The 22,165-nt window shown below is 70.5% G+C and carries 17 protein-coding genes and 2 rRNA genes (1 of these 19 only partly in view); 13 read left to right on the top strand and 6 right to left on the bottom strand.

The features are described from left to right. Window positions 1-12 precede the first annotated feature (12 nt). The 3 genes from IPG72_08880 (at window position 13) to IPG72_08890 (ending at window position 2,686) form a co-directional block, all read left to right on the top strand. Entirely contained in the window at window positions 13-549 is a 537-nt protein-coding gene (locus IPG72_08880; protein ID MBK6769109.1) for an adenylyltransferase/cytidyltransferase family protein, read from the top strand. Then, on the top strand, window positions 546-2,291 hold the full coding sequence (locus IPG72_08885; GenBank protein MBK6769110.1) for an oligosaccharide flippase family protein: 1,746 nt from the start codon (window positions 546-548) through the stop codon (window positions 2,289-2,291). The genes IPG72_08880 and IPG72_08885 overlap by 4 nt, the downstream gene beginning before the upstream one ends. A gap of 116 nt (window positions 2,292-2,407) precedes the next feature. Continuing rightward, window positions 2,408-2,686, top strand: a complete 279-nt coding sequence (locus IPG72_08890; protein MBK6769111.1) for a hypothetical protein — start codon at window positions 2,408-2,410, stop codon at window positions 2,684-2,686. 2 nt (window positions 2,687-2,688) lie between these two features. On the opposite strand, the gene IPG72_08895 is transcribed toward IPG72_08890, so the two are convergent. From IPG72_08895 to IPG72_08910, 4 genes are read right to left on the bottom strand one after another with little or no spacing between them, the layout of a single operon-like run. Next, window positions 2,689-3,462, bottom strand: a complete 774-nt coding sequence (locus IPG72_08895; protein ID MBK6769112.1) for a hypothetical protein — start codon at window positions 3,460-3,462, stop codon at window positions 2,689-2,691. Window positions 3,463-3,466: 4 nt separating this feature from the next. Continuing rightward, on the bottom strand, window positions 3,467-5,923 hold the full coding sequence (locus tag IPG72_08900) for an SH3 domain-containing protein (protein ID MBK6769113.1): 2,457 nt from the start codon (window positions 5,921-5,923) through the stop codon (window positions 3,467-3,469). After that, a complete protein-coding gene (gene coaBC / locus IPG72_08905; protein ID MBK6769114.1) occupies window positions 5,920-7,209 on the bottom strand; it encodes a bifunctional phosphopantothenoylcysteine decarboxylase/phosphopantothenate--cysteine ligase CoaBC in 1,290 nt (429 codons plus the stop codon). Before coaBC ends, IPG72_08900 begins: the two co-directional genes overlap by 4 nt. A 4-nt stretch (window positions 7,210-7,213) precedes the next feature. Next, window positions 7,214-8,080, bottom strand: a complete 867-nt coding sequence (locus IPG72_08910) for a type III pantothenate kinase (GenBank protein ID MBK6769115.1) — start codon at window positions 8,078-8,080, stop codon at window positions 7,214-7,216. A 344-nt stretch (window positions 8,081-8,424) separates the two neighbouring features. Here IPG72_08910 and IPG72_08915 point away from each other — a divergent pair, with 344 nt between their 5' ends. The 10 genes from IPG72_08915 to IPG72_08960 all read left to right on the top strand — a co-directional run bounded on the left by IPG72_08915 (window position 8,425) and on the right by IPG72_08960 (window position 21,586). Then, window positions 8,425-10,119, top strand: a complete 1,695-nt coding sequence (locus IPG72_08915; protein ID MBK6769116.1) for a hypothetical protein — start codon at window positions 8,425-8,427, stop codon at window positions 10,117-10,119. Between the two features lie 339 nt (window positions 10,120-10,458). Further along, window positions 10,459-11,517, top strand: a complete 1,059-nt coding sequence (locus tag IPG72_08920) for a PstS family phosphate ABC transporter substrate-binding protein (GenBank protein MBK6769117.1) — start codon at window positions 10,459-10,461, stop codon at window positions 11,515-11,517. A gap of 164 nt (window positions 11,518-11,681) precedes the next feature. Next, window positions 11,682-12,638 carry a phosphate ABC transporter permease subunit PstC gene (gene pstC, locus IPG72_08925; GenBank protein ID MBK6769118.1) on the top strand — a complete coding sequence of 319 codons (957 nt, stop codon included), beginning with the start codon at window positions 11,682-11,684 and terminating at the stop codon, window positions 12,636-12,638. Then, the gene (pstA, locus tag IPG72_08930) at window positions 12,635-13,924 is read left to right on the top strand and encodes a phosphate ABC transporter permease PstA (protein ID MBK6769119.1); all 1,290 of its coding nucleotides are present in this window, start codon (window positions 12,635-12,637) and stop codon (window positions 13,922-13,924) included. The genes pstC and pstA overlap by 4 nt, the downstream gene beginning before the upstream one ends. A gap of 5 nt (window positions 13,925-13,929) precedes the next feature. Then, window positions 13,930-14,802 carry a phosphate ABC transporter ATP-binding protein gene (gene pstB / locus IPG72_08935; protein ID MBK6769120.1) on the top strand — a complete coding sequence of 291 codons (873 nt, stop codon included), beginning with the start codon at window positions 13,930-13,932 and terminating at the stop codon, window positions 14,800-14,802. A gap of 15 nt (window positions 14,803-14,817) precedes the next feature. Beyond that, a complete protein-coding gene (gene phoU, locus IPG72_08940; protein ID MBK6769121.1) occupies window positions 14,818-15,519 on the top strand; it encodes a phosphate signaling complex protein PhoU in 702 nt (233 codons plus the stop codon). Between the two features lie 149 nt (window positions 15,520-15,668). Beyond that, window positions 15,669-17,369: a PD40 domain-containing protein gene (locus IPG72_08945; GenBank protein ID MBK6769122.1), complete on the top strand. Its 1,701-nt coding sequence runs from the start codon at window positions 15,669-15,671 to the stop codon at window positions 17,367-17,369. Between the two features lie 144 nt (window positions 17,370-17,513). Beyond that, window positions 17,514-17,897 (top strand): DUF983 domain-containing protein, encoded by a 384-nt coding sequence (locus tag IPG72_08950; protein ID MBK6769123.1) that lies wholly within the window; start codon window positions 17,514-17,516, stop codon window positions 17,895-17,897. 195 nt (window positions 17,898-18,092) lie between these two features. Next, complete coding sequence (locus IPG72_08955; protein MBK6769124.1) at window positions 18,093-20,588, top strand: penicillin acylase family protein; 2,496 nt, start codon at window positions 18,093-18,095, stop codon at window positions 20,586-20,588. Then, window positions 20,585-21,586, top strand: coding sequence for a UPF0104 family protein (locus IPG72_08960; protein ID MBK6769125.1), 1,002 nt, complete (start codon window positions 20,585-20,587; stop codon window positions 21,584-21,586). The genes IPG72_08955 and IPG72_08960 overlap by 4 nt, the downstream gene beginning before the upstream one ends. Before the next feature lie 37 nt (window positions 21,587-21,623). Here the strand turns inward: IPG72_08960 and rrf are convergent. Both rrf and IPG72_08970 read right to left on the bottom strand, forming a co-directional pair. Then, a 5S ribosomal RNA gene (gene rrf, locus IPG72_08965) occupies window positions 21,624-21,740 on the bottom strand. A 99-nt stretch (window positions 21,741-21,839) separates the two neighbouring features. Continuing rightward, window positions 21,840-22,165, bottom strand: a 23S ribosomal RNA gene (locus IPG72_08970) (it continues 2,653 nt past the right edge of the window).

Raw genomic sequence — 22,165 nt, forward strand, 5'->3', positions numbered from 1 at the left:
AATCGCCCGCGCATGGACACCCCCCCCCTCGCGCCTCGCCGGACGGACGACGCATCGCCCGCGCCGCACGTCGCCGCCGACCTCGACGCAGCCGCACGGCTGTGCGCGCGCTGGCAGGCCGATGGCCGGCGTGTCGTCCTCACGAACGGCTGCTTCGATCTGATGCACGTCGGCCACACCCGCTACCTGGCGCAGGCCCGGGCGCTCGGCGACCGGCTCGTCGTCGCGCTGAACGGGGACGACGGCGTCCGCGCCCTGAAGGGCGAAGGCCGGCCGGTCCTGCCGGCCGCCGAACGCGCCGAGCTGCTGGCGGCACTCCGCGCGGTCGACCTCGTCATCGTGTTCGAGTCGCCGACCGCCGTGGAGGTCGTGCGCGCCCTCCGGCCGGATGTGTACGTCAAGGGGGGCGACTACGACGCGACCGCCCACCGCCCGCCGGAGGCGGATGCCGCCACGGCCGTCGGCACGGACGTCCGGTTCCTGCCGTACGTCGCCGGGCGATCCACGCAAACGTTGATCGCGGCGATCCGCGCCGGTCGGCGACTGTGACCGGCCGGCCGCCGGCGGACGAGATCGGCACAGGCGATTCGGGCGTGCCGCCGGACGACGTCGGCACGATGTTCCCGCCCACGGCGCCGGACGAGAGCGATCCGTCCGCCGGGCTGGCCGCCTCGGAAGCGGCGGCGCATGCACGGGGCGCCGAGGCCGGCACGCGCCGGCTCGTCGGATCGGCCGCGCTGCTCGGGATCGGCAACGTCGCCAGCCGGGTGCTCGGCTTCGTCCGCGATGCCCAGATCGCACAGGCGTACGGCGGCGGTGTCGCCACCGCGGCGTTCAGCATTGCCGAGCGGGTCCCCAAGCAGATCTACGTGCTCCTCATCGGCGGACAGCTCTCCGCCGCGCTCGTCCCGACGCTGGCGCACTACGGCGCGGCCAAGCGGGACGAGCTGACGCGCGCCGTCGCCGTCCTGCTCACGGCGGCGGCGGCAGCCACCGGCCTTGTCGCGCTCGGCGTCTACGTGTTCGCGACGCCGCTGGCCGAGGCGCTCGTGCTCCCCGAATCGCCCCTCCGGGCCCAGGGCGGTCTGCCGATCGTTGCCCAGGGCCTGCGGATCATGGCCCCGGCGTGCGTGCTGTTCGCCATCGGCGGCGTCGTGACCGGGCTGTTGTACGCGCTGGAGCGGTTCTCGGCGGCCGTGCTGGCCGGCGCCGCCTACAACCTCGGGATGCTCCTCGCCGTCTTCCTGCTGCGCGACCGCCTCGGCCCCGCCGCGCTCCCGACCGGCGTCGTCCTCGGCTCGGCCATCCAGCTGGCGGTCCTGCTGCACGGTGCGCGCGGCCTCTCGCTTCACCTCACACTTCGGCTGCGGCACCCCGTGCTCCGCCGCGTGCTCACGCTGTACGCCCCGATCGCCGCCGGGCTCGTCATCACGGATGCGCTCGTTCCGTTCGTGGACGCCGGCTACTCCTCTCTCGGCGCCGACGCCGCACCGGCCTGGCTGGCGTGGGCGACGCGCCTCGTGCAGTTCCCGCACGGCTTCATCAGCACGACGATCGCCCTGGCCATCCTGCCCGCCCTCGCCGCGGCGCACGCGCGGGGCGAGGCGCAGACGTTTGCCCGGACGCTGGCGCGCGGTATGCGGCTCGTCGTCGCGCTCACGCTGCCGGCGGCCGTCGGCATGGCGGTGCTTGCCGGACCGATCGTGGCGCTGGCCTACCAGCGCGGCGCCTTCGTGGCCGCGGACCGCGTCGGCGTGGCGCTCGCACTGCAGGGATTCCTCATCGGACTGCCGTTCGCCGCGATCGACCTGCCGTTGAACTACGCGTTCTACGCCCGCGGCAATACCTGGCTGCCGGCGCTGATCGGCGTGCTCAGCGTGGGCGTGTGGTGGCTGGTGGCGCGTTTCATCGGTCCGCCGGCCGTGCACGGCCCGTTCCCGCAGGCCACGTCGCACGTTGGACTGGCGCTGGCAGACAGCGCCAAGCACGCTGCGCATGCCGCGACCCTCTTCTGGCTCGTCCGGCGATCGAGCGGCCGCGAGGTCGCCAGCGGCCTCATCCGAACCGCCGCCGGTGCCGCCGCGGCGGCCGCCATCATGGGCGCCGTCGTCCTCGCCATGGACGTGCGCCTGGCGCCGCTCGTGCCGGAAGGCCTGACGGGCTGGGCGATGCGCGGCGGCCTGGGCGCCGTCGTCGGCATCGCGCTCTACGTCCCGCTGGCCGCGCGCCTCGGCGTGCGGGAGATCGGTTGGATCGCGGGGATCGCGCGCAGCCGGCTGCGGCCGGGCTGAACGAGCGAGGACGGACACCGCCACGATGACAGCGGGCAGGCGGGAACCCCTCGCCGCAACTCGACAGCCCGCCCTCCGCTCGCTATCATCGCCGTCTCGCCGACAGGAGAATGCCGATGGCCCGCAAGACGCCGCAACGCCCGCGCTCGCCCCAGGCGCCGCGCACACCCACCGCCGCACCGTCCGCCGACGCCCGTGCCCCGCGCGCCCCGCGCATGCCGGCCACCAGCATGACGGCCGTCGTGGATTACGAGGCCGACCTCGCCGAGCGCTACCACCACGTGAAGCGCGACCTCTTCCGGATCCTCGTCATCGGCGGCTTGCTCTTCGGCCTGATCTTCGCCGCCAAGTACTACGCGGACATGACCGGCGGGCAGCTGTTCTTCTCGTTCTAGAACTAGCCGACGATCGTGGGCTCGATGACCGCCATGGGTCGATCCGGCGAGATCGAGGGCTTGGGCGTCGTGCCGCCCGGCGGATAGCGGAGCGCCACCAGGGCCACCACGGCGTGCGCCGCCAGCCCGGCGCCGGCCGTTCCCGCGATCATCCAGCCGAGGTGGCTCGCCGCCGCCGCCACCCCGAGCGCCGACGCGGCGCGGGCCCCGTCCGGATCGATGGCGGCATGTCGGGCATGCGGGTGCACCCAGATCTCGGCGAACAGCAAGCCAAGGATCAGCGCCTGTCCGAGGGCGACGTACGCGCCGCCCGGCACGGCGAACCAGCCGGGAGCAGCGGCCACGACACCGGCGCGCACGAAGCCCCAGTGCGCCTCGCGCAACACGACGTCGGCGCAGCACGCGCCCAACCGCTCGAACGACGGTCGCCGCCGTCCCCCACCAGGTCGGTCCGAGCCGCGCGCGCCTTCCGGCCCATCGTTGGCGGCCACCCCAAGGATCGCTGCCCCGATGCCCGCCGCGAGCAGCGCCCCTGCGACCGCCACCGGCCACGACGCCGGCATCGTCCAGCCGGCCAGCCACAACGGCATGACGCCGGTGCCGAGCGCCGCCAGCGGCAGCCCGCCGAGGTACAGCCAGCGGGACACGGCCAGAAAGGCGTCGATCCGCCTGCCGAGCGAGGCCGGTGCGCGTTCGCTCGCCCACCACGCGGCGTTCACCGCGACGGCGTAGGCGAGGAGCGCCGCCGCCAGCCAGACCGACGCGTCGCGCACCATGGCGTCAGGGCGTCGGGCTGGGCGAAAGCGCGCCGGCCGCGGCCGGGGTCACCGGACGCAGCGTGCGCGTGGGCCGCGGCAGAACACGCTGCACCGTGGCCGTCGGCCGGGCAGTGGCCGCCGCCGCGGACGGCGGCGCGGACGGCGCGCTCGGGCTGAGCGTGCCGGCTGGTGCCGGCGTTGCGGTCTGCGGCGGCGTCGGCGTCGGGGTCACAAGGAAGCTGGCGAACACCCACCCCTGCATGCCGGTGCTGCCGATCCGCACGAGCCACCAGCGCGCATCGTCCGATACGTCGATCCGGATCAGGCGGTCGCCCTTGCGCAGCGTCGTGATCTCGCGCGCTTCGACGTTCGGCGCGGCGCGCAACGCCGTGTCCGCGACGTCGAGCATCGCATCGAACGCCACGGCGGCCGCGTCCTCGCCGCCTTCGCCGCCGATCGTCACCGGCGCGCGCGCACGGGCCTCGTCGTCGGGGGACGCCGCGGTCTCGATGGACTCGGGCGTCACGTCGATGACGATCGCAAACTGCGTCGGGGTCGGCGGCGGCGGCGGCGGCTCGGCCACGAGGACGACGGTCTCGGCGCCCGGCGCGGCCAGCTCGCCGTCGCCGGTCATCAGGTTGACGCTCAGGCGGTAATCGCCGACCGTCCGCGGGGCATCGAAGCGGAACGTCGTGGCGTCCAGCGGCTGGTCGGCCTGCATGACGATCCGGCCGGCAGCATCGAGCAGCTGCCAGCGCAGCCGATAGCTCGACTGCCCGGTACGCGCCTCACCTTCGCGGAGGTACGTTCGGACCATCCGCCACAGGAACGGATCGACGCCGTTGGACACGCCGTCCAGGACGATCGAGCCGATCCGGTAGTAGGCCGCCGTGTCGAAGACGGGCCGCAGCCCTTCGACGTCGGTCAGCCAAACGGTGTGCTGGCGGCGGTTCGCGTCCCAGTAGAAAAAGCGCCAGCGCTGCGTGGCCTCGTCCTTGCCGAGCTCGGACGCCCGGATCGTCGGCAGCTCGATCGTCGTCTCCCGGCCGGGGGTGATCCGGTCGGGCGCGTCGGAACGGGCGATGTCGAGGATCCGACCCAGCGCCTCGCCGTACGTGATCGGCGTCACGATGTTGTCGACGATGTCCTGACCCTGCACCGGGATCGCCAGCTGGAGCTTGCGACGATCGACGGCGGTCAGGCACCACTGCACCAAGCTGTCCAACGCGGCCGTGCTGAGCGGCGCGCCGCCGGGCAGCTTGACGCGCACCCCATCGGCGCCGTCCCCGATCCGCCGCCACTCCACGTTGCCGCCGCTCCACTCTCCGGCGGCCAGGCGCGGCATCGGCACGTTGACGATCAGTTGCTTGCCGGCGCGTCGAAGGTCGGCGCCGAGCAGTGCGACGAAGCCGGCCCATGCGTCGTTCAACCCCTCGTCGATGTCCTCGTAGTCCAGCACGATGCCGGCCAGATTGTCGGCTTCCGCGGCCCGGACGAGCTCGGAGCGATGGCGCAGGCGCGTCTCGGGGCGGGTGAGGATGTTGTTGATCAGATCCCCGCGGACCCGCCCCTCTTCGCGGTTGTCCGCCACACCGTACACCTGCGCCTGCGGGTTCACCGGCACGACGGGCCGGCGCGCGATCAGCCCGTCGTCGCGCTCGAGGGTAAACGCGCGCACCTCGAGGATCGGCAACTCGGCCGCGGCGGCCGGCAGCGCGCTCGGCGGCGGCAGGAGGACGGCCGAGACCGCCGGGCGACCGGTCTCGGCGCGCGCGACAACGAGGGTGCTCGGCACGTACTCGCCGGTCGGAACGAGGACTTTCAGCCGCCCGGCGATCATCCACTGCGACTGCAGCCAGCGCCACCGCGTCCCGTCCCAGCCGAAGGCGTCCACGAACGGTTGGTCCTCGGTCGATACCGGCACGTCGACGTGGAGGTAGGCCTCGCGCGGCGCCGGGCCGCGGATGCGCAGGCGGAAGAAGTCCGTCAGCGCGGTCGCATCGTCCGGCAGCGCGTCCGTTCCGGCCGGGAGACCGTTCTGTGCTTCCAAATCCGCCCGAGCTGCCCGCCCGATGCTGTAGCGATACACGAGCAGCTCGGCCCCCGGCGCGCCGCGCGCCTGTACGGTGGCATCCACGCCCGGCCGCAGTCGGTGATACGTGAGCGACCACAGCCGCGTGCCCAACGAGACCGGCGGCGAGAGGAGGCCGATGGCCACGAGCACCGGCAGCAGCACGTACAGCACGCGCCGCAGGTGGAGCGGGTTCGCCAGCCACGCGCCGAACCGCCGCAGCGCCCGTCCCGCGACGTGCCCGGCGCGCCCCGCGCGTGCGGCAACGACGCCAAGGCCGTCCCGTACGCGCCGCGCGGCGGACTCGACGCCGAGCCAGCGCTCGAAGAGCGGCGTCGGAACTTCATCGCCTTCCGGCGGCGGAGGCGACAACGGGGTCGGATCGAGGGCGTCGGGTGGTGTCGTCACGGGCGGGACCGTCCGTGGATCCGCGCGTCGCGCTCCAGGAGGAGACCGTGCACGCGGCGCATGATCTCGCCGGCCAAGTCGGCCTTGGCACCGAACGGCCGGGCGTCGACGGTTGTGCGGTCGATGAGCAGTGCCTCCGAATCATCCCCGCCGAACGAGGCCGGCACGGGGTTGGCGATGATCAAGTCCAGGTTCTTGCCCTCGAGCTTGGCGCGCGCATGACCGACGAGGTCGGACGTCTCGGCCGCAAAGCCGACCCGGACGGGGGCGTCGCACCGGTCGCGCACCACCGCGTCCAGCGCGACGAGGATGTCCGGTGTGCGGTCGAGAACGAGCGTCATGTCGCCCGGCTGTTTCTTCACCTTTTCGGCCGAATACCGCACCGGCTTGTAGTCAGCCACGGCCGCCGTCATGACGATCGCGTCGGCCGAGGGCGCGACGTCCAGCACCGCCGCGCACATCTCCTCGGCGCTCTCGACGCCGACGAAGGTCAGGGCGGCGGGCGGCGGCAGCGCCACCGGCCCGCTGATCAGCGTGACGTCGGCGCCGAGGTCCCGCGCCCGTCGCGCGATCGCGTAGCCCATCCGGCCCGTCGATCCGTTCGACAGGAACCGGACCGGGTCGATCCCCTCGCGCGTCGGCCCGGCGCTGACGACGATCCGACGCCCGCGCAGCGGACCGCCTTGCCCGAGCGCCGCCGCCAAGTGCTCGAGGAGCGTGTCGGGCTCGACCATCCGACCGACCCCGCGCTCGCCGGAAGCCATCCGGCCGCCGACCGGCCCGACGACGACGACGCCGCGCTCCAGGAGCGTGCGCACGTGCCCTTGGGTGGCCGGGTGGTCCCACATCCGCGGCTCCATCGCCGGCGCGACGACGATCGGACAGCGAACGGCGAGCGCCGTCGTGCCGAGCGCGTCGCCGGCGAGGCCGAGGGCGAGGCGGGCGATGGCGTCGGCGGTGGCCGGCGCGACGACGAACAGCTCGGCGCGGTGGGCGATCGCCACATGGTCCATTGCGATCACGCCGGCCGGGTCCCACAGGTCAAGCGCCACCGGCCGGTGCGTCAGTGCCTGGAAGGCCAGCGGCCGCACGAGTTCGCCGGCGGCGCGGGTCAGGATCACGTCGACGTGCGCGCCGCGTTGCACGAGGGCGCTCGCCAAGCCGAGGGACTTGTACGCGGCGATCGAACCCGTCACTCCGAGCGCGACGGCGCGGCCGTCGAACGTCGGCCGCGTGAAGACGGCGGCATCGACCGCTGGACCGGCCGGAGCGACTTGACTGGTCATCGACTCACGCTGCCCGGCGGGCATCGGCATGCCGCTGCCAGACGAGCCGAAGGCCGTCATGGATGAGACCGGGATGGACATGGGCGATCCGCGGCACTTGCGGCGCCATGACCGCCGCCCAGCCGCCGGTGGCGACGATCGGAACCGCGAACGTCGGCGCGAACGGCGGCGCGCCGACGGCCGGCATTTCGGCCGACAGATCGACCGGCGGCGCGGCCGGGCGGGCATCGAGCGCTGCGACGATCTGCTCCAGGAGCCCGTCGACGAGCGCGGCATGGCCGTGGATCAAGCCGCTCTGTACCGCCGATTCGGTCGTGCGCCCGACGAGCGGCGGTGTCGGCCCTTCGACATCCACGCGCACCAGGCGTGCGCCCGCGCGGGCCAACGCCTCGGCGGCGATCCCGATGCCGGGCGCGATCGCACCGCCTACGAACGCCCCGTCGGCATCGACGACGTTGATCGTCGTGGCCGTGCCGAAGTCCACGACGATCACCGGCGATCCGTACGCGGCCTTTGCGGCCACGGCATCGACGAATCGGTCGGCGCCGAGGGCGGAGGCGGGGCGGTAGCGTACCGGCAGGCCGGATCGCACGCCGGGCCGGACGACGAGCGGCGCCACATCGAACGCCGCGCGGCAGAGGGCGACAACGGTTTCCGTGGCGCCGGGCACGACGCTGCAGATGCAGGCCGCATGGACGTCGCGCAGCGCGAGCCCGTCGCGTGCCAGCAGGTCGGCCACCCACAGGCCGAGCTCGTCGACGGTGCGGCGCGGGTCCGTCTGCAGTCGGAAGCCGGACCGCCGGCCCGTCCCGCTGGACGGGTGGACGGCGAACGCGGTGTGGCTGTTCCCGATGCTGACGGTGAGGAGCATTCAGGCTGACCGAGGGGGTGGGCGGCCACGCCGAAAGGCCAGCCGCGGGCCGGTGTGGAGATCGGCGCGATTATAGCCGAGTCGCCGGCGGGCACCGCCGTCATGCGGACGACGGCAGGAATGCGGCGGCGACGGTGCGCGCTCGACGATTTGGCCTTAACGGCTGTTCCGCACCGCTTCACACGGCCTTAAGGCGAAGGGGCCCAAGCGTTCACGCGGGGCGGCTAGCCTCATCGCCGGGATGGCGCCACGCCGCCCGGCGCGCTGGCGGTCGCGCGTCGAGCACGTTGCGGGGGGGGCGTCCACCCATGCGCAATCGACCCACCCTTTCCGAGGAGAAGAGCATGCATCGCAGATTCGTCAGCGGCCTCGCGGTCGCTGCAGCAGCCGCCACGCTTGGCGGCTTGATCTTCGGCGCGCCGGCGGCCCCCGACGCGCGCGCCCAGGGCACGGTGCCCGAGCGGATCGATACCGGCAAGGCGTGCTACGTCCAGCTGCCCGACATGCCCGCGGAGCGTTACGGCGGCTTCGGGGGCTACAACCCCGAGACGGGCGTGCTGGTGTACGCCGGCGGCGCGACGAAGTTCGGCGCCAACGAGACCCGAGTGTTCGCCGACATGTACGCGCTCAAGCTAGACGGCGTAAAGGATGCCTGGCAAAAAGTGACGTACAGCGCCGGCGTTGGGTACGCCTCCGAGAAGAGCGACCAGGGCTGCCGCGAAATGTCTTCGGTCTCGCTGAACGGGTCGAACTGGCTGTCCGTCATGGGCAAGGACGGCTGCGACAACGGTAACACGGACACATCCAAGAAGGGCGGCGACATCAAGGAGCTGGCGATCGGCGACAGCGTCTCGTCCTCCGGTGTCCGTTGGATTCCCAACAGCGGCGTGAGCTCACTTCCAGCGGGCACCGAGCTGTTGAAGAACGAGGGCAAGCTGACGCGCCTCATGGCCGCGTACGACACCCAGCGCAGCCGGCTGATCTTCGGCCAGGGCAGCTACAACGACGAGATCCCGACGGAGTCGCAGGACGTCGTCTACTCGGCCAAGAAGTCCGGCTCGAAGTGGAACGTCCAGCAGCTGAACATCGGCGGCTCCAAGCCGGTTCGCCGGATGGGCACGTGCGCAGCGTACGTCTACGACAAGGACACCGGGGTGGACGGCGCGATCGTCCTCGGCGGCAACTCCGGCGGGCAGACGAGCACGACGTACAACGAGGTGTGGTGGATCGACTTCAAGTCCGGCGCCAACGGTGTCTGGCAGGAGATCACGGATCGCTTCGCGAATCAGAAGACGGCCGACGCCGAGGGCCTGAGCTTCGGCGGCCGGCGCGAGGGCGCGTGCGCTTACGACCCCGAGACGAAGATGTTCTACAGCTGGTTCGGCCGCGCGAGCTCGAGCATCAAGGACGGCGCGAGCCACTCCGCCGGACTGTGGCGCGTGAACCTCTCGCAGCTGGGTGACGCGTCGGCGAGCTTGAGCTGGGAGCGCCTCGGCGCCGACAACATCGAGTCGACGTCGGCCAAGAAGGTCCGCGCCGTGCGGGCGATCCCGAGCGTGTGGGACCCGAAGCACAAGCGCTTCTTCGTGCTCGGCGGCCGCGCCTCAGGCAATGACGGCAACGAGGCCGTCGACCAGGCGTGGGTGCTCTATCCCGACGTGACCGGCGAGGCCTGCGCCACGCTCGACCCGTACGCGCCGTTCCGGCCGGGCACGCTGCCGACGACGACGCCGCCTACAGCGACGACCCCGACCGGCGGCACGCCGGCGACACCGCGGCCGACGAACACGCCGGGCGTCCTTCCGACGGCCGACACGTCGGTGAGCGCATGCCCGCAGGTGGAGAGCAAAGCCCCGGCGGCAGCGCTTGCCTTGGCCCTCTCCAGCCCGGCCAGCCTGAGCGGCTACAACACGCCGTGCAACCCGAACGTGCCGCAGAGCCCGGTGAACCCGATCCGGCGCCACGTCACGCTTCGGAACGTCAACCTGCCGTATCACCCGCTCTACAACGGCTTCGTCTTGCGCTGCGGCTGCCAGTAACGGGACGATCGCACTCGACCCTGTTACCGCCCGTCCGCCACGGGCCGGCTTGCTGCCTGCTTTCGGCCCACCGGGTCCGGGTTTCCCCGGGTCCGGTGGGCCGGTCCTCTTCGCCGCGCATCGACGGCGGTCAGAGTCATCCCGAACCCCAATGCGCGAGGCCCGTGCGCGAGATTAACGCGACTTAACGTCATCGTGCGGCGGGGTTAAGGCCCGATTGATCTAATGGAGTGGTTGCCGCTGCTACGCTGACCGCGATGCGGCGCCCCACGTCGCCGCTCCGCCGCAACCCGACGCGGCGGCTTGGCCCGAAACGTCCAACGAGGAGAACACGCACACATGTCCACCCCCACGTTTTCGACCTTCACGCGGATCGGTTTCATCGCCGTCGCCGCCCTGACCATGGCCGCCTGCGGTCCCGAGGATGCTCCGCCGGCCGCTGAGCCGACGGCGGCCACGGTCGCCGAGATGCCGACGACCGCTCCGGCCGAGATGCCGACCGACGTCCCCGCCCCGTCCGCCGACGCCGGCGCCGTGACGCTCGCGCCGGTCGACCCGGCCGGCGTCACCGGTGACATCGTCACCGCCGGCAGCTCGACCGTATTCCCGCTCTCCGAGCGCATCGCCGCCCGCTTCAAGGACGAGGGCTACACCGGCAACGTCACGATCGACAGCGTCGGCACGGGCGCGGGCTTCGAGCGCTTCTGCACGGCCGGCGAGACGGACATCGCCAACGCCAGCCGACCGGTCAAGGACGAAGAGAAGGCGAACTGCGAGAAGATCGGCCGTGAGGTCGTCGAGTTCCGCGTCGGCACGGACGCGCTGGCGATCGTCGTGAACCCGCAGAACGACTGGGCCGATGACATCACGCTCGACGAGCTCAAAGCGATCTTCGCCGGCGCGGCGACGTGGCAGGAAGTGCGCGCGGAGTGGCCGGCCGAGCCCGTGAAGCTCTTCAGCCCGGGCACCGACAGCGGCACGTTCGACTACTTCGTCGAGGCGGTTTTCGAGAAGGACGAGGCCCCACTGTTGGCCGCCAACCCGCAGATGTCCGAGGACGACAACATCCTGGCGCAGGGCGTGGAGGGCGACAAGGGCGCGATCGGCTACTTCGGCTACGCGTACTATGCCGAGAGCGGCGGCAAGCTCAAGATCCTCAAGGTCGGCGGCGTCGAGCCGAACTTCACGACCGCCGAGGACGGCACCTATCCGCTGTCGCGCCCGCTTTACATCTACTCGTCGATCGATGTTCTGAAGGCCAAGCCGCAGGTGGCGAGCTTCATCAGCTACTACCTCTCCTCGGTCAACGAGGAGATCGAGGCCGCCGGCTACTTCCCGGCCAGCGCCGAGGCGCTCGATGAGGCGGAGACGAGCTGGACGACGGCCGCCGGTCAGTAGGCTGGCCCGTAATGGGGCGCCTGCCGCTGTCGCGGCGGGCGTCGATGGGCGGTACAATCCCCATCGGCGCTTCGCGACAGCGGCAGGCGCCCCGCGCGCGGCAACCGGTCGCCGCAGGTGACGCGACGGATGGGTGGCCAAACTCGATGGACGAGGCGGAAACGATGGCGATTGCAGCCGAAACAGTGAGCGCATCAGGGCGCGCACAGTCCGAGGTTCGCGCAAGCCTTCGCCGGCGATCACGGCCGACGGAGAGCCTCATCCAGGGTCTCCTGTTCCTGTGCGGTGCGATCTCGATCCTGACGACGATCGGCATCGTGTTCGTCCTGACCCGCGAGAGCCTGCGGTTCTTCGCCGACCCCGACGTCTCCGTCTGGAAGTTCCTGACCGGCACCACATGGCAGCCGCACCTGAAGCAGTTCGGCATCCTGCCGCTGGTCAACGCCACGCTCGGAACGTCCGCCATCGCGATGGTCGTGGCACTCCCGCTCGGGTTGGCGGTGGCCATCTACTTGAGCGAGTACGCATCGTCGCCGATGCGCAACGCCCTCAAGCCGGTGCTCGAAGTGCTCGCCGGCATCCCGACCGTCGTCTTCGGCTACTTCGCCCTCATGTTCATGACGCCGCTGCTGCGGCTCATCTTCGGCGCCGATCTCGTCTCGGGCTACAACATGGCGTCGGCAGGCATCGTCATCGGCATCCTCATCCTGCCGCTCGTCACCTCGATGAGCGAGGACGCGCTCCACGCCGTGCCGCGCAGCCTGCGCGAGGCCAGCTTCGCCCTTGGTGCGACACGGCTGGAGACGAGCGTACATGTCGTCCTACCGGCCGCGCTCTCCGGGATCGCCGCCGCGTTCATCCTGGCGATCTCGCGCGCCATCGGCGAAACGATGGTCGTCGCGATCGCGTCCGGCGCCAGCCCGAACCTCACGTTCAATCCGTTCCAGCCGGCCGAGACGATGACCGGGCACATCGCCCGCATCTCGTCAGGCGACCTCAGCTTCAACACGATCGACTACGACAGCATCTTCGCGATCGGCCTGATGCTGTTTCTCATGACGCTCGGCCTGAACGCCGTCAGCCAGCGGGTCGTGCGGCGCTTCCGGGAGCAATACGAATGATCGACGCCAAGGCATCCGCCGGCCGGAACGATGCCCAGCCGCCGCCGTCGCTCGGCGCGACCGAGGGATTCGAGCCGCGGGTCGACGTGCGCCGCCGCCGCGCCGATCTCTGGCGGCAGGGATTCCGCGCATCGACGCTCGTGGCAATCCTGGTGCTCGCCGCCCTGCTCCTGAACGTCGCCAACAGCGCGTTCGGTTACACGGCGGTCCAGGTGAAGCGCGACCCGGCGACGGTCCTCTATCACGGGGTGGCGCTCGATCAGCTCGACACGGCCGGGCTCGTCGGGCTGTTGGAAAGCGAGCTGAAGCCGGGCGTCATTCGGCGACTGAACGGCGAGGCACCGCTTGCGTCGCGGTCCGTACGCCAACTGCACGCCCTCGCCACGGAGCGGATCGTCCAGCCCAAAGTCGTCCGCACGTGGTCGCTGCTGGACTCCGTGTTCCGCCGGGGCACCGTCAAGCGCGCGCACGCGGCCGAGTTCCCGAACACGCAGCTTGCGTTCCGATCGTGGCTGACGCTCGACTTCCTCCTGTCGCCCCAGGATCCCGACCCCGAGAAGTCCGGTGTGAGCACCGCCATCAAGGGCTCGCTGTGGATGATCCTCATCACGATCCTGTTCGCGTTCCCGGTCGGCGTCGGCGCGGCGATCTATCTCGAAGAGTACGCGGACAAGCGCAGCCGGATCAACCAGTTGATCCAGACGAACATCAACAACCTGGCGGGCGTGCCGTCCATCATCTACGGCATGCTCGGCCTGGCGATCCTCGTGCGGTTCCTCCAACCCTTCACGAGCGGCGCCATCTTCGGCATGGCCAGTGGCGACTCGCCCAACGGCCGAACGATCCTCTCAGGCGGTCTCACGCTCGGACTCCTCATCCTGCCCGTGCTCATCATCAACGGCCAGGAGGCGATCCGCGCCGTGCCGCAGAGCCTTCGCCAGGCCAGCTTCGGCCTCGGCGGGACGAAATGGCAGACGATCTGGCACCACGTCCTGCCCGGCGCGCTGCCGGGGATCCTGACCGGCGCGATCCTGGCGGTCTCGCGTGCGATCGGCGAAACGGCGCCGATCCTTGTCATCGGCGCGAGCACGTACGTGGCGCTCGATCCGTCGGGGCCGTTCTCGAAGTTCACGGCGCTGCCGATCCAGATCTATCAGTGGACGAGCCGTCCGTCGGACGTCTTCCGCAACATCGCCGCCGCCGCCATCCTTGCCCTGCTCATCCTGCTCCTCACGCTGAACGCTTCAGCGATCTTCCTTCGCAACCGCTACCGCGCCAAGGGGTGATCCCGATGACCGTACAGACGCGCCCGCCGCGCCTGCAGTCAGTCGTAGGCGAACAGCAGCCGCATGTCTTCGACAGCACGACGAACCCGGATGCGCTGCGCGCGCCGCAGGGCATGCCGATGGCCATGGCGACCCGCGACCTCGCCGTGCACTACGCTGCCTTCCTCGCGGTGCGCGGTGTCGACTTGGCCGTCGCGCGCAACAAGATCACGGCGCTCATCGGCCCGTCCGGCTGCGGCAAGAGCACGGTGCTCCGGTGCTTCAACCGGATGAACGACCTGATCCCAACGGCGCGGGTGAGCGGCATGGTTGAACTCGACGGCGTGGACATCTATGCGTCCGACATCGACCCGGTCGAGGTGCGGCGCAAGGTCGGGATGGTGTTCCAGAAGCCGAACCCGTTCCCGAAGACGATCTACGAGAACGTCGCCTGGGGCGCGCGGATCAACGGCTTCCGCGGACGGATGGACGATCTCGTGGAGGACGCGCTCCAGCGGGCGGCCTTGTGGGACGAGGTGAAGGACAAGCTGCAGGCCAGCGGCCTCTCGCTGTCCGGCGGACAGCAGCAGCGGCTGTGCATCGCCCGGGCGATTGCCGTTCGGCCCGAGATCATCTTGATGGACGAGCCGTGCTCCGCCCTCGACCCGATCGCGACGCTGCGGATCGAGGAGCTCATGCAGACGCTCAAAAGCGACTACACGATCGTCATCGTCACGCACAACATGCAGCAGGCGGCCCGCGCCTCGGACTATACAGCCTTCTTCTCGGTGGGCAGCCAGCGAGACGGCTATCTGGTGGAGTTCGGTCCGACGGCCGAGCTCTTCACGAACCCGGTCGATCCGCGGACCGAGGACTACATCACCGGCCGCTTCGGCTGAGTAGGAGCGTCGCCAATGGCCCGCGCGCTGTACGACCGCGAACTCCACCGCCTCGAGAACGAGGTCCAAACCCTTGGCAACATGGTGCGCGACGCGCTGCGCCACAGCACGGACAACCTGCGCCGCGACGATCTTCCGGCGTCCGAGCGCCTGATGGCCTTCGACCGCGACATCAACAGCCGCCGCTACCGGGTCGAGAGCGAGATCATGACGCTCATCGCCACGCAGCAGCCGGTGGCCGGCGACATCCGCCTGCTGGCCGCAATGCTCGAGGTCGTCGGCGAGCTCGAGCGGATGGGCGACTACGCCAAGGGCATCGCCACGATCCACATCCGCCTGGCCGGCTGGCAGATGCCGTCCGGCGTCCTCGACCGCCTCGAGCACATGGCCGACATCGCCGCCGACATGCTCGGCCGCGCCCTCGACGCCTTCGAGCGCCGCGATGCCGCCATCGCCCGCGCCGTCATCGCCGACGACGACACGATCGACGCCGTGTTCAACGAGGTCTTCGCCGCGACGATCTCCGGTCCGGTGGACGACGCGCGCGCGATCGAGCGCGCCAACTACATGCTCTGGGTCGCCCACAACCTCGAACGCGCCGCCGACCGCGTGACGAACATCTGCGAGCGGGTGATCTACACCGTCACGGGTCGCCAGGCCGTGGTCGAGGAGGACGAGACGACCGATCGGGGCGATGCCGTCGGCGCCTTCGGATAGCGCAAGACAACGCTTCTGCGACGGCCGCGCGACGGCCGTGCGACGGTTGCGCGGCGGCGGCGCGGCGGTTTCGCGGCGCCAACAGCCCCTTGAGATGCGATATCTTCGTCTCCAGTCGATCCCGTCGCCACCGCAACTGGAGCCCACCGATGTCCACGCCGTTCCCCGTCCCGCCGTCCCGCTCGTCCCTCCCAGGCTCGCTCGCACCGCTGTGCGCCTTGATCGTCCTGGCCGCCGTCACCACCGCACAGGGTTGCCAGCTCCCGTCCACCGGCGACGCATCTCCGCCCAACGACACGGCCGTCGTGACGCCAACCGCCCGATCGGTCGCCGTGCCGCCGAACGCGGCGCTGCTGCCCGCGCCGGGGCCGTACCTGCTCCATCGCATCCCGTCCGCCCCCGAGTCCGCTGACTCCGCTGTCGTCGCCGAGACCGCCGACACTGTCGACGGCCAGGCGACGGACCTTGCCGTCCGCCACGCCGACGGCGCCCTCGCCGCCACGTGGCGCCTGCCGAACGGCGGCCGGATGCGCAACGTGGGCAGCGCGCTCTCGCCGGACGGCCGCTGGCTGGCCTACGTCACGGGCGACGAGCCGGACTGGCACTTGACGGCGCCGATGACGACGCCTCTCACACTGCACGTCCTGGATCTCGCGGACAGCAGCGAGGCATTCGCGACACGGCTGCTGCACAACGACATCGAGCACGACTTGCGCCGCCTGGCCGGCGACGTCGCCGTGCAGTACTTCGACGGCACGCCCACGCCGTCCGCCGCGGCGACCGATCCGCCGGGCGTCCCGACGCCGTGGCAGCCGGGCTGGGCCGCCGAGGACGTCCTCTGCGCCTTCGGATCCGGTCTTGGCGTCCTCGCATGGTCACCGGCGAGCACGCACCTGGCGTTCGTCGGCGCACTGGACGGGCCGTCCGGCGACGTGTACGTCGCGGACGTCGCCGGCTGGCAGGTGCGGCGCGTATCCGACGAGCCGACGCATGCGTTCCGGTTGGCTTGGTCGCCGGATGGGCAGTGGATCCTGCACGAGGGGGCCGCATGGTGCGGCCGCGCGGCGGGCGATGTGATGGCGGAGACCACCGACGTGTCGAGCATCGACGGCTCCGTCCAACGCCACGTCTGGGGCGGCAGCGGCATCGGAAGCTGGCTCGTCCGCTGGCCCGACGGATGGCTCGGCGACCACGACGCGATCGTCCATCAGGAGTCGAATTGGGTCGGCTGCTGCGACGTCGTTCGGCTGGACGTGCGTACAGGGATCAGCCGCTCGCTGGGGACTTGGGCAGGGGAGCCGTTCGTCATCGATCGGCCGACGCGCCAGATCGTCTTGAGCGGCAACTTCGCAGCATCCCCGCCGGCCGAGACAACGAAGCGTGGCGTGTTTGTCGTGGATGCCGACAGCGGGGCGCACGAGCAGCTGCACGACCAGGCGTGCCGCGTCGATTCGTGGGGCGCGCCCGAACGGCCGTTCGTTCGCCTGCCGGGCGACGGCGCCGGGCCGTGTGACGCGGCCGCCTTCGGCAAGGGCGTTGACGATGTGGCCATCGGCCCGTTCGGCCGATACGCTCGGACCCACGTCTCGATGGGCGGCGCATGGCGAGTGGTCGTCGACGAGCGAGGTTGGACGGCCTTCGACCCTGACGGCGGTCCTCACGCCGACCACACGCAACACGGGATTGCCGGCATCACGTTCCGGCCCGACGAGCGTGGGCTCTTCTGGGGTGCCAACGACCGGCTGTGGTATGCCGACGTGCCGGATGGCGAGGCACGGGCGGTCGGGCCGCTGGCGGAGCATGCGTTGCAACCGTTCGATATCGCGTGGCTGATGGTCGCGATGGAATAGGGGGCGATCAATAGGGGGCGATGAATTAGGGGGCGCTCAGGCGACCTTTTCCAGGGCGAAAGACGCACGTTCAAGGCCTTGATCCGAGCTTTTCCAGGCAGGAAACCGCTCGGATCAAGGCTTCACTTCACGTACAATCCCGCCATGCCGCCGCCCCCGTCCCCCCACGATCCCTCCACCCGCCTCCGCTCCCTCGCCGCCGCCCTCCGCGGTCGCTGCCCGCACTGCGCCCGCGGCCGCCTCTTCCGCCGCCTGCTCGAGCTGGCCGACGCGTGCGACGTGTGCGGTCTGCGGTTCGATGACGACGGCAGCGCCGTGACGGCGGGCATGGTCTTCGGCTTCGGCGTACCGTTGCTCGTCGCGCTGCCGCTCGGGTTCGCCCTGATCGCCCGCGACGCCCCGCTGGCGATGTCGCTCGGCGCGCCGGCGGCCGTCGTGATCGGCGCCGTGCCGGCGGTCGTGCGGTTCTCGAAGGCCGTCTGGGTCTGGCTGATGGACGGACTCGGCTACCTGACAACGGGGGCCTGACGCCCGGTCGTTCGGCGATCCGCCGGCCCCGGCGCACCTCGCCCGCTCCGCGCGGCCCACGGTGATGGGATTGGCCGCCGCCCGCCCGCCGCGTATCATGCCTGCCGTCGGCGCGGATGCCCGTCGCTGCGTGGCGCGACGACCGATTCGAGGCACGGCTGAATGCGCGGAAGCGCGCGCGGAAGGAACCGTTGAATGCGCCTGTTCGGTCGAGCTTTCGCCGGCTTCGTCTTCGCCTTGGCGGTCGCCGCCGCCGGCGCATCGCTCTGGTTTCGGCGCAGCTTGCCGCAGACCAGCGGGATGCTCCAGGTTGCGGGTCTTGACGGCGCGGTCGAGATCGTCCGAGACGCGTGGGGTGTGCCGCACATCTATGCGACGACGGACCATGACGCCCACCTGGCGCTGGGCTACGTCCACGCGCAGGACCGACTGTGGCAGATGGAGTGGCAGCGCCGGATCGGCGCCGGACGGCTCAGCGAGGTCGTCGGGATCGAGGCCGTCGCCACGGACAAGTTCCTGCGCACGCTCGGCGTACGGCGCGCCGCCGAGGCTGTGATGGCCGAGCTGTCGCCCGACGCGCTGGGCGCGCTCGAAGCCTATGCCGCCGGCGTGAACGCGCTGCTGGCCGAGAATCGCGCGCTGCCGCCCGAGTTCATCGCACTCGGCGTGGAGCCCGAGCCGTGGACGGTGCCGGACTCGCTCGTGTGGATGAAGATGATGAGCTGGAACCTCGCCGGCAACTACGATCTCGAGCTGCTGCGCACCCGTTTGATCCAGGCCGTCGGGGTGGAAGGCGCGAACGCCCTCATGCCCGGCGCGCCGCCCGGTCCGGACGCCGTCGGCGCCGCACGGAGCGTCGGCGCATCGCGGATCGATGCCCTGTTGACGCTCAACCGTGCCATCGACGGGCGCGTCGGCCAGCGCGGCCCGGACATCGGCTCGAACGGCTGGGTCGTCGCCGGCAAGCACACCGCCACCGGGGAGCCGATCCTGGCGAACGACCCGCATCTCGGGGCGCAGATCCCGTCGCAATGGTACCTGGCCGAGATGAACGGCGACCGCCTGCACGTCACGGGCGCCACGTTGCCCGGCCTGCCGCTCGTCGTCATCGGCCGCAACGCGCGTGTGGCGTGGGGGCTGACGAACCTCGGAGCGGATGTGCAGGACCTGTACGTGGAACGCGTGAAGCCCGATGACCGCAACAGCGTGGCCGTGAATGACGGCTGGGCGCCGATGACCGTCGTCGACGCGCCGATCCGGGTGAAGGACAGGCCGGACCCGGTGCCGTGGACCGCGCGCAGCACCCGCCACGGCCCCGTCCTGTCCGACGTCATCGACGAGCGCGCCGCGGCCGACGTCACGGGCGGCGAGGACACTGTCCTCGCGCTGCGCTGGACGGCGCTCGATCCCGGCGACACGACAGTCGACGCGTTCCTGGCGCTGAACCACGCCGCGAACTGGGACGACTTCACATCGGCCATGCGCCGCGTCGTCTCGCCCTGCCAGAACGTCCTGTACGCCGACGTCGACGGTCACATCGGCCACATCGCGCCGTGCCGGATCCCGATACGCGCGGCCGGCGACGGCACATTGCCTGTGCCCGGCTGGAACGACTCGCACGCCTGGACCGCCGACATCCCATTCGATGAGCTGCCACAAACCAAGGATCCCGAGCGCGGCTACATCGTCACCGCCAACCAACGGATCGTGCCGGACGACTACCCGCACTGGATCACGCGCAATTGGGCGCAGCCGTACCGCGCCCAACGGATCACGTCGCTCCTGCAGGGATTACTGGACAGTGCCGCTCCGAACCGTGGCGCTCCGGACAGTGCCGCGCAGCTCAAAGCCATAGACATGATCCCGATCCAGGGCGATCAGACCAGCCTGTACGTCCAGGCGATCCTCCCGCGCCTGCGCGCGATCGATCCCGCGGGCGACGAGCGTCGCGGTGCCGCGCTCGACATGCTGGCGAAGTGGGACGGTCGGCTCGATCAGAACTCGGCTGCGGCGGCGCTCGTCGAAGCCTGGCTCCATCACCTCGGCCGCCTCATCCTCTTGGACGACCTGCCCGGGCCCCTGTTGAACGACTACCTGCCGAACGACAACCTGCAGCAGCAGCCGCGCCGCTTTCTGGCCGACGCGCTTGCCGCCGATGACTCGCCGTGGTGCGACGACACGCGCACAGCGGCGAACGAGACGTGCGACGACCTGGCGCGCCGTGCGCTGGACGGTGCGATCGGTGACCTCGACGAGCGCCTCGGCGGGCGGATGTCCGCTTGGCGCTGGGGGCGCGTTCACCAGGCCCGCTATCTCCACCAGCCGTTCGGTGAGGTCACGTTGCTGCGGCGGATCTTCAACCGCCGGATCGCCAACGGCGGCGACGCATTCACCGTCAACGCCGCGCCGTCGAACCCAGCCGAGCCTTACCAGCAGGAAAAGGCGCCCGGTTATCGACAGATCGTAACGCTGCGAGAGGAAGACGTCGGCCGCTTCAGCATCGCCACCGGCCAGTCCGGCCACCCGCTGTCCGGCCACTACGCGGACCGGCTTCGCCCGCACCGCGACGTCGAGTACGTGCCGATGACGATCGGGCGCGGCAACGTGTCCGGCAACGTGCTCCGACTCGAGCCGGCATCGCCGGGCGCGGCGCCGCCGACCGGCGCGCCGACGACGACTGCTGCACCATGACCCACGACCGTGGGGCGATCCCAATTCCAGACGAAGTGCCCGACTCGACCGACGAGATCGTCGAGGGCACGCCGCCGCGCTGGTTACCATGGGTCGAACGCATCGTCGGCACGCTGCTGCTCGGCGCGGCCATCTGGGTGATCGGCCGCGAACTGCACGACGTCAGCGCGTTCGAAGTCATCCGCGCGGCCGCCGCGGTGCCGCGCTGGCAGCTCGGACTCGCCGTTGCGGCCACGGTGCTCAACTACGCGATCATGACGGGCTACGATCACCTGGCGCTGCGCCAACTCGGACGCACGCTGAGCGCTTGGCGGATCAGCGTGGCCGGGTTCGTCGCGTTCGCCGTCGTCAACAGCCTCGGATTCGCGCTGATCACCGGACCGTGGGCGCGCCTGCGCTTCTACAAGCGATGGGGTGTCGACTTGGCCGTGCTGCCGCAGGTCGTGGCCTTCAACGCGATCACGGTGTGGACCGGCTTGTTCGCCTTGTTGGGCGCGGTGTTGGCCATCAAGCCCGAAGCGGCACTGCAAGCGTGGGCCCCGCTGCCGTTCTGGCGCGCCGTGGGCGCCGCGATGCTCGGCACGGTGGTCCTTTACGTCTACTTTGCCGCGACGATGAAGCATCCGATCCGCGTGTGGCGCTGGACGCTCCACATGCCGAACGTTCGCCTCGCCATGAGCCAGGTCGCGCTCTCGTCGACCGACTGGCTCCTCGTGGCCTGGGTGCTGTGGCTGCTGTTGCCGAACGGCACGGTTCCATTTGGAACGTTGTTGGCCGCATTCCTGGCCGCCCAACTGATCGGCCTGTTGAGCCATGTGCCCGGCAGCCTGGGCGTGTTCGAGGGCACGATGCTCTCGCTCCTGCACGGCGACGTGCCCGCGCACGTCCTCATCGCAGGGCTGCTGCTCTTTCGGATCATCTTCTACCTGATCCCGCTCACAGTTGCGCTCGTGGCCGTGGCTGGCAGTGCCCTGTCCGGCCCGGCGCGGCGAGGGTGAGAAGGGGTTGGATTTCGGGTTAAACAATGAACGGGTCTGAAGGCGATGACCTGCTCTCCCACCGGGCTGCCCCGGAAGTACCATCGGCGCTGGCGGACTTAACTGCTGGGTTCGGGATGGGACCAGGTGTTGCTCCGCCGCTAGGATCACCTTTCAGACCCGTCATTGACGTGTCGGAAAGTGCTTATGCACTTGTTAATAGCGCTCGGACCCTAAAGTTGAACATGAGCCAAGTGAAGCAGAACAGACAGACACGAGGAAGCCCTCGCGCGTTAGTAGCGGTCAGCTTAAGACCTTGCAGCCCTTACACCTCCGCCCTATCAAACTGGTGGTCTTCCAGCGCGCTTACTCGGTTGCCCGATGGGTGATCTCATCTTGGAGACGGCTTCCCACTTAGATGCTTTCAGCGGTTATCCGTTCCCGACTTGGCTACCCGGCGATGCAGTTGGCACCACAACCGGCCCACCAGTGGTCGGTCCACCCCGGTCCTCTCGTACTAGGGGCAGCTCTCCTCAAATCACCTTCGCCCACAGCGGATAGAGACCGAACTGTCTCACGACGTTCTGAACCCAGCTCGCG

This window comes from Candidatus Avedoeria danica (assembly GCA_016703025.1).
Taxonomy (GTDB): Bacteria; Chloroflexota; Anaerolineae; order Epilineales; family Epilineaceae; genus Avedoeria; species Avedoeria danica.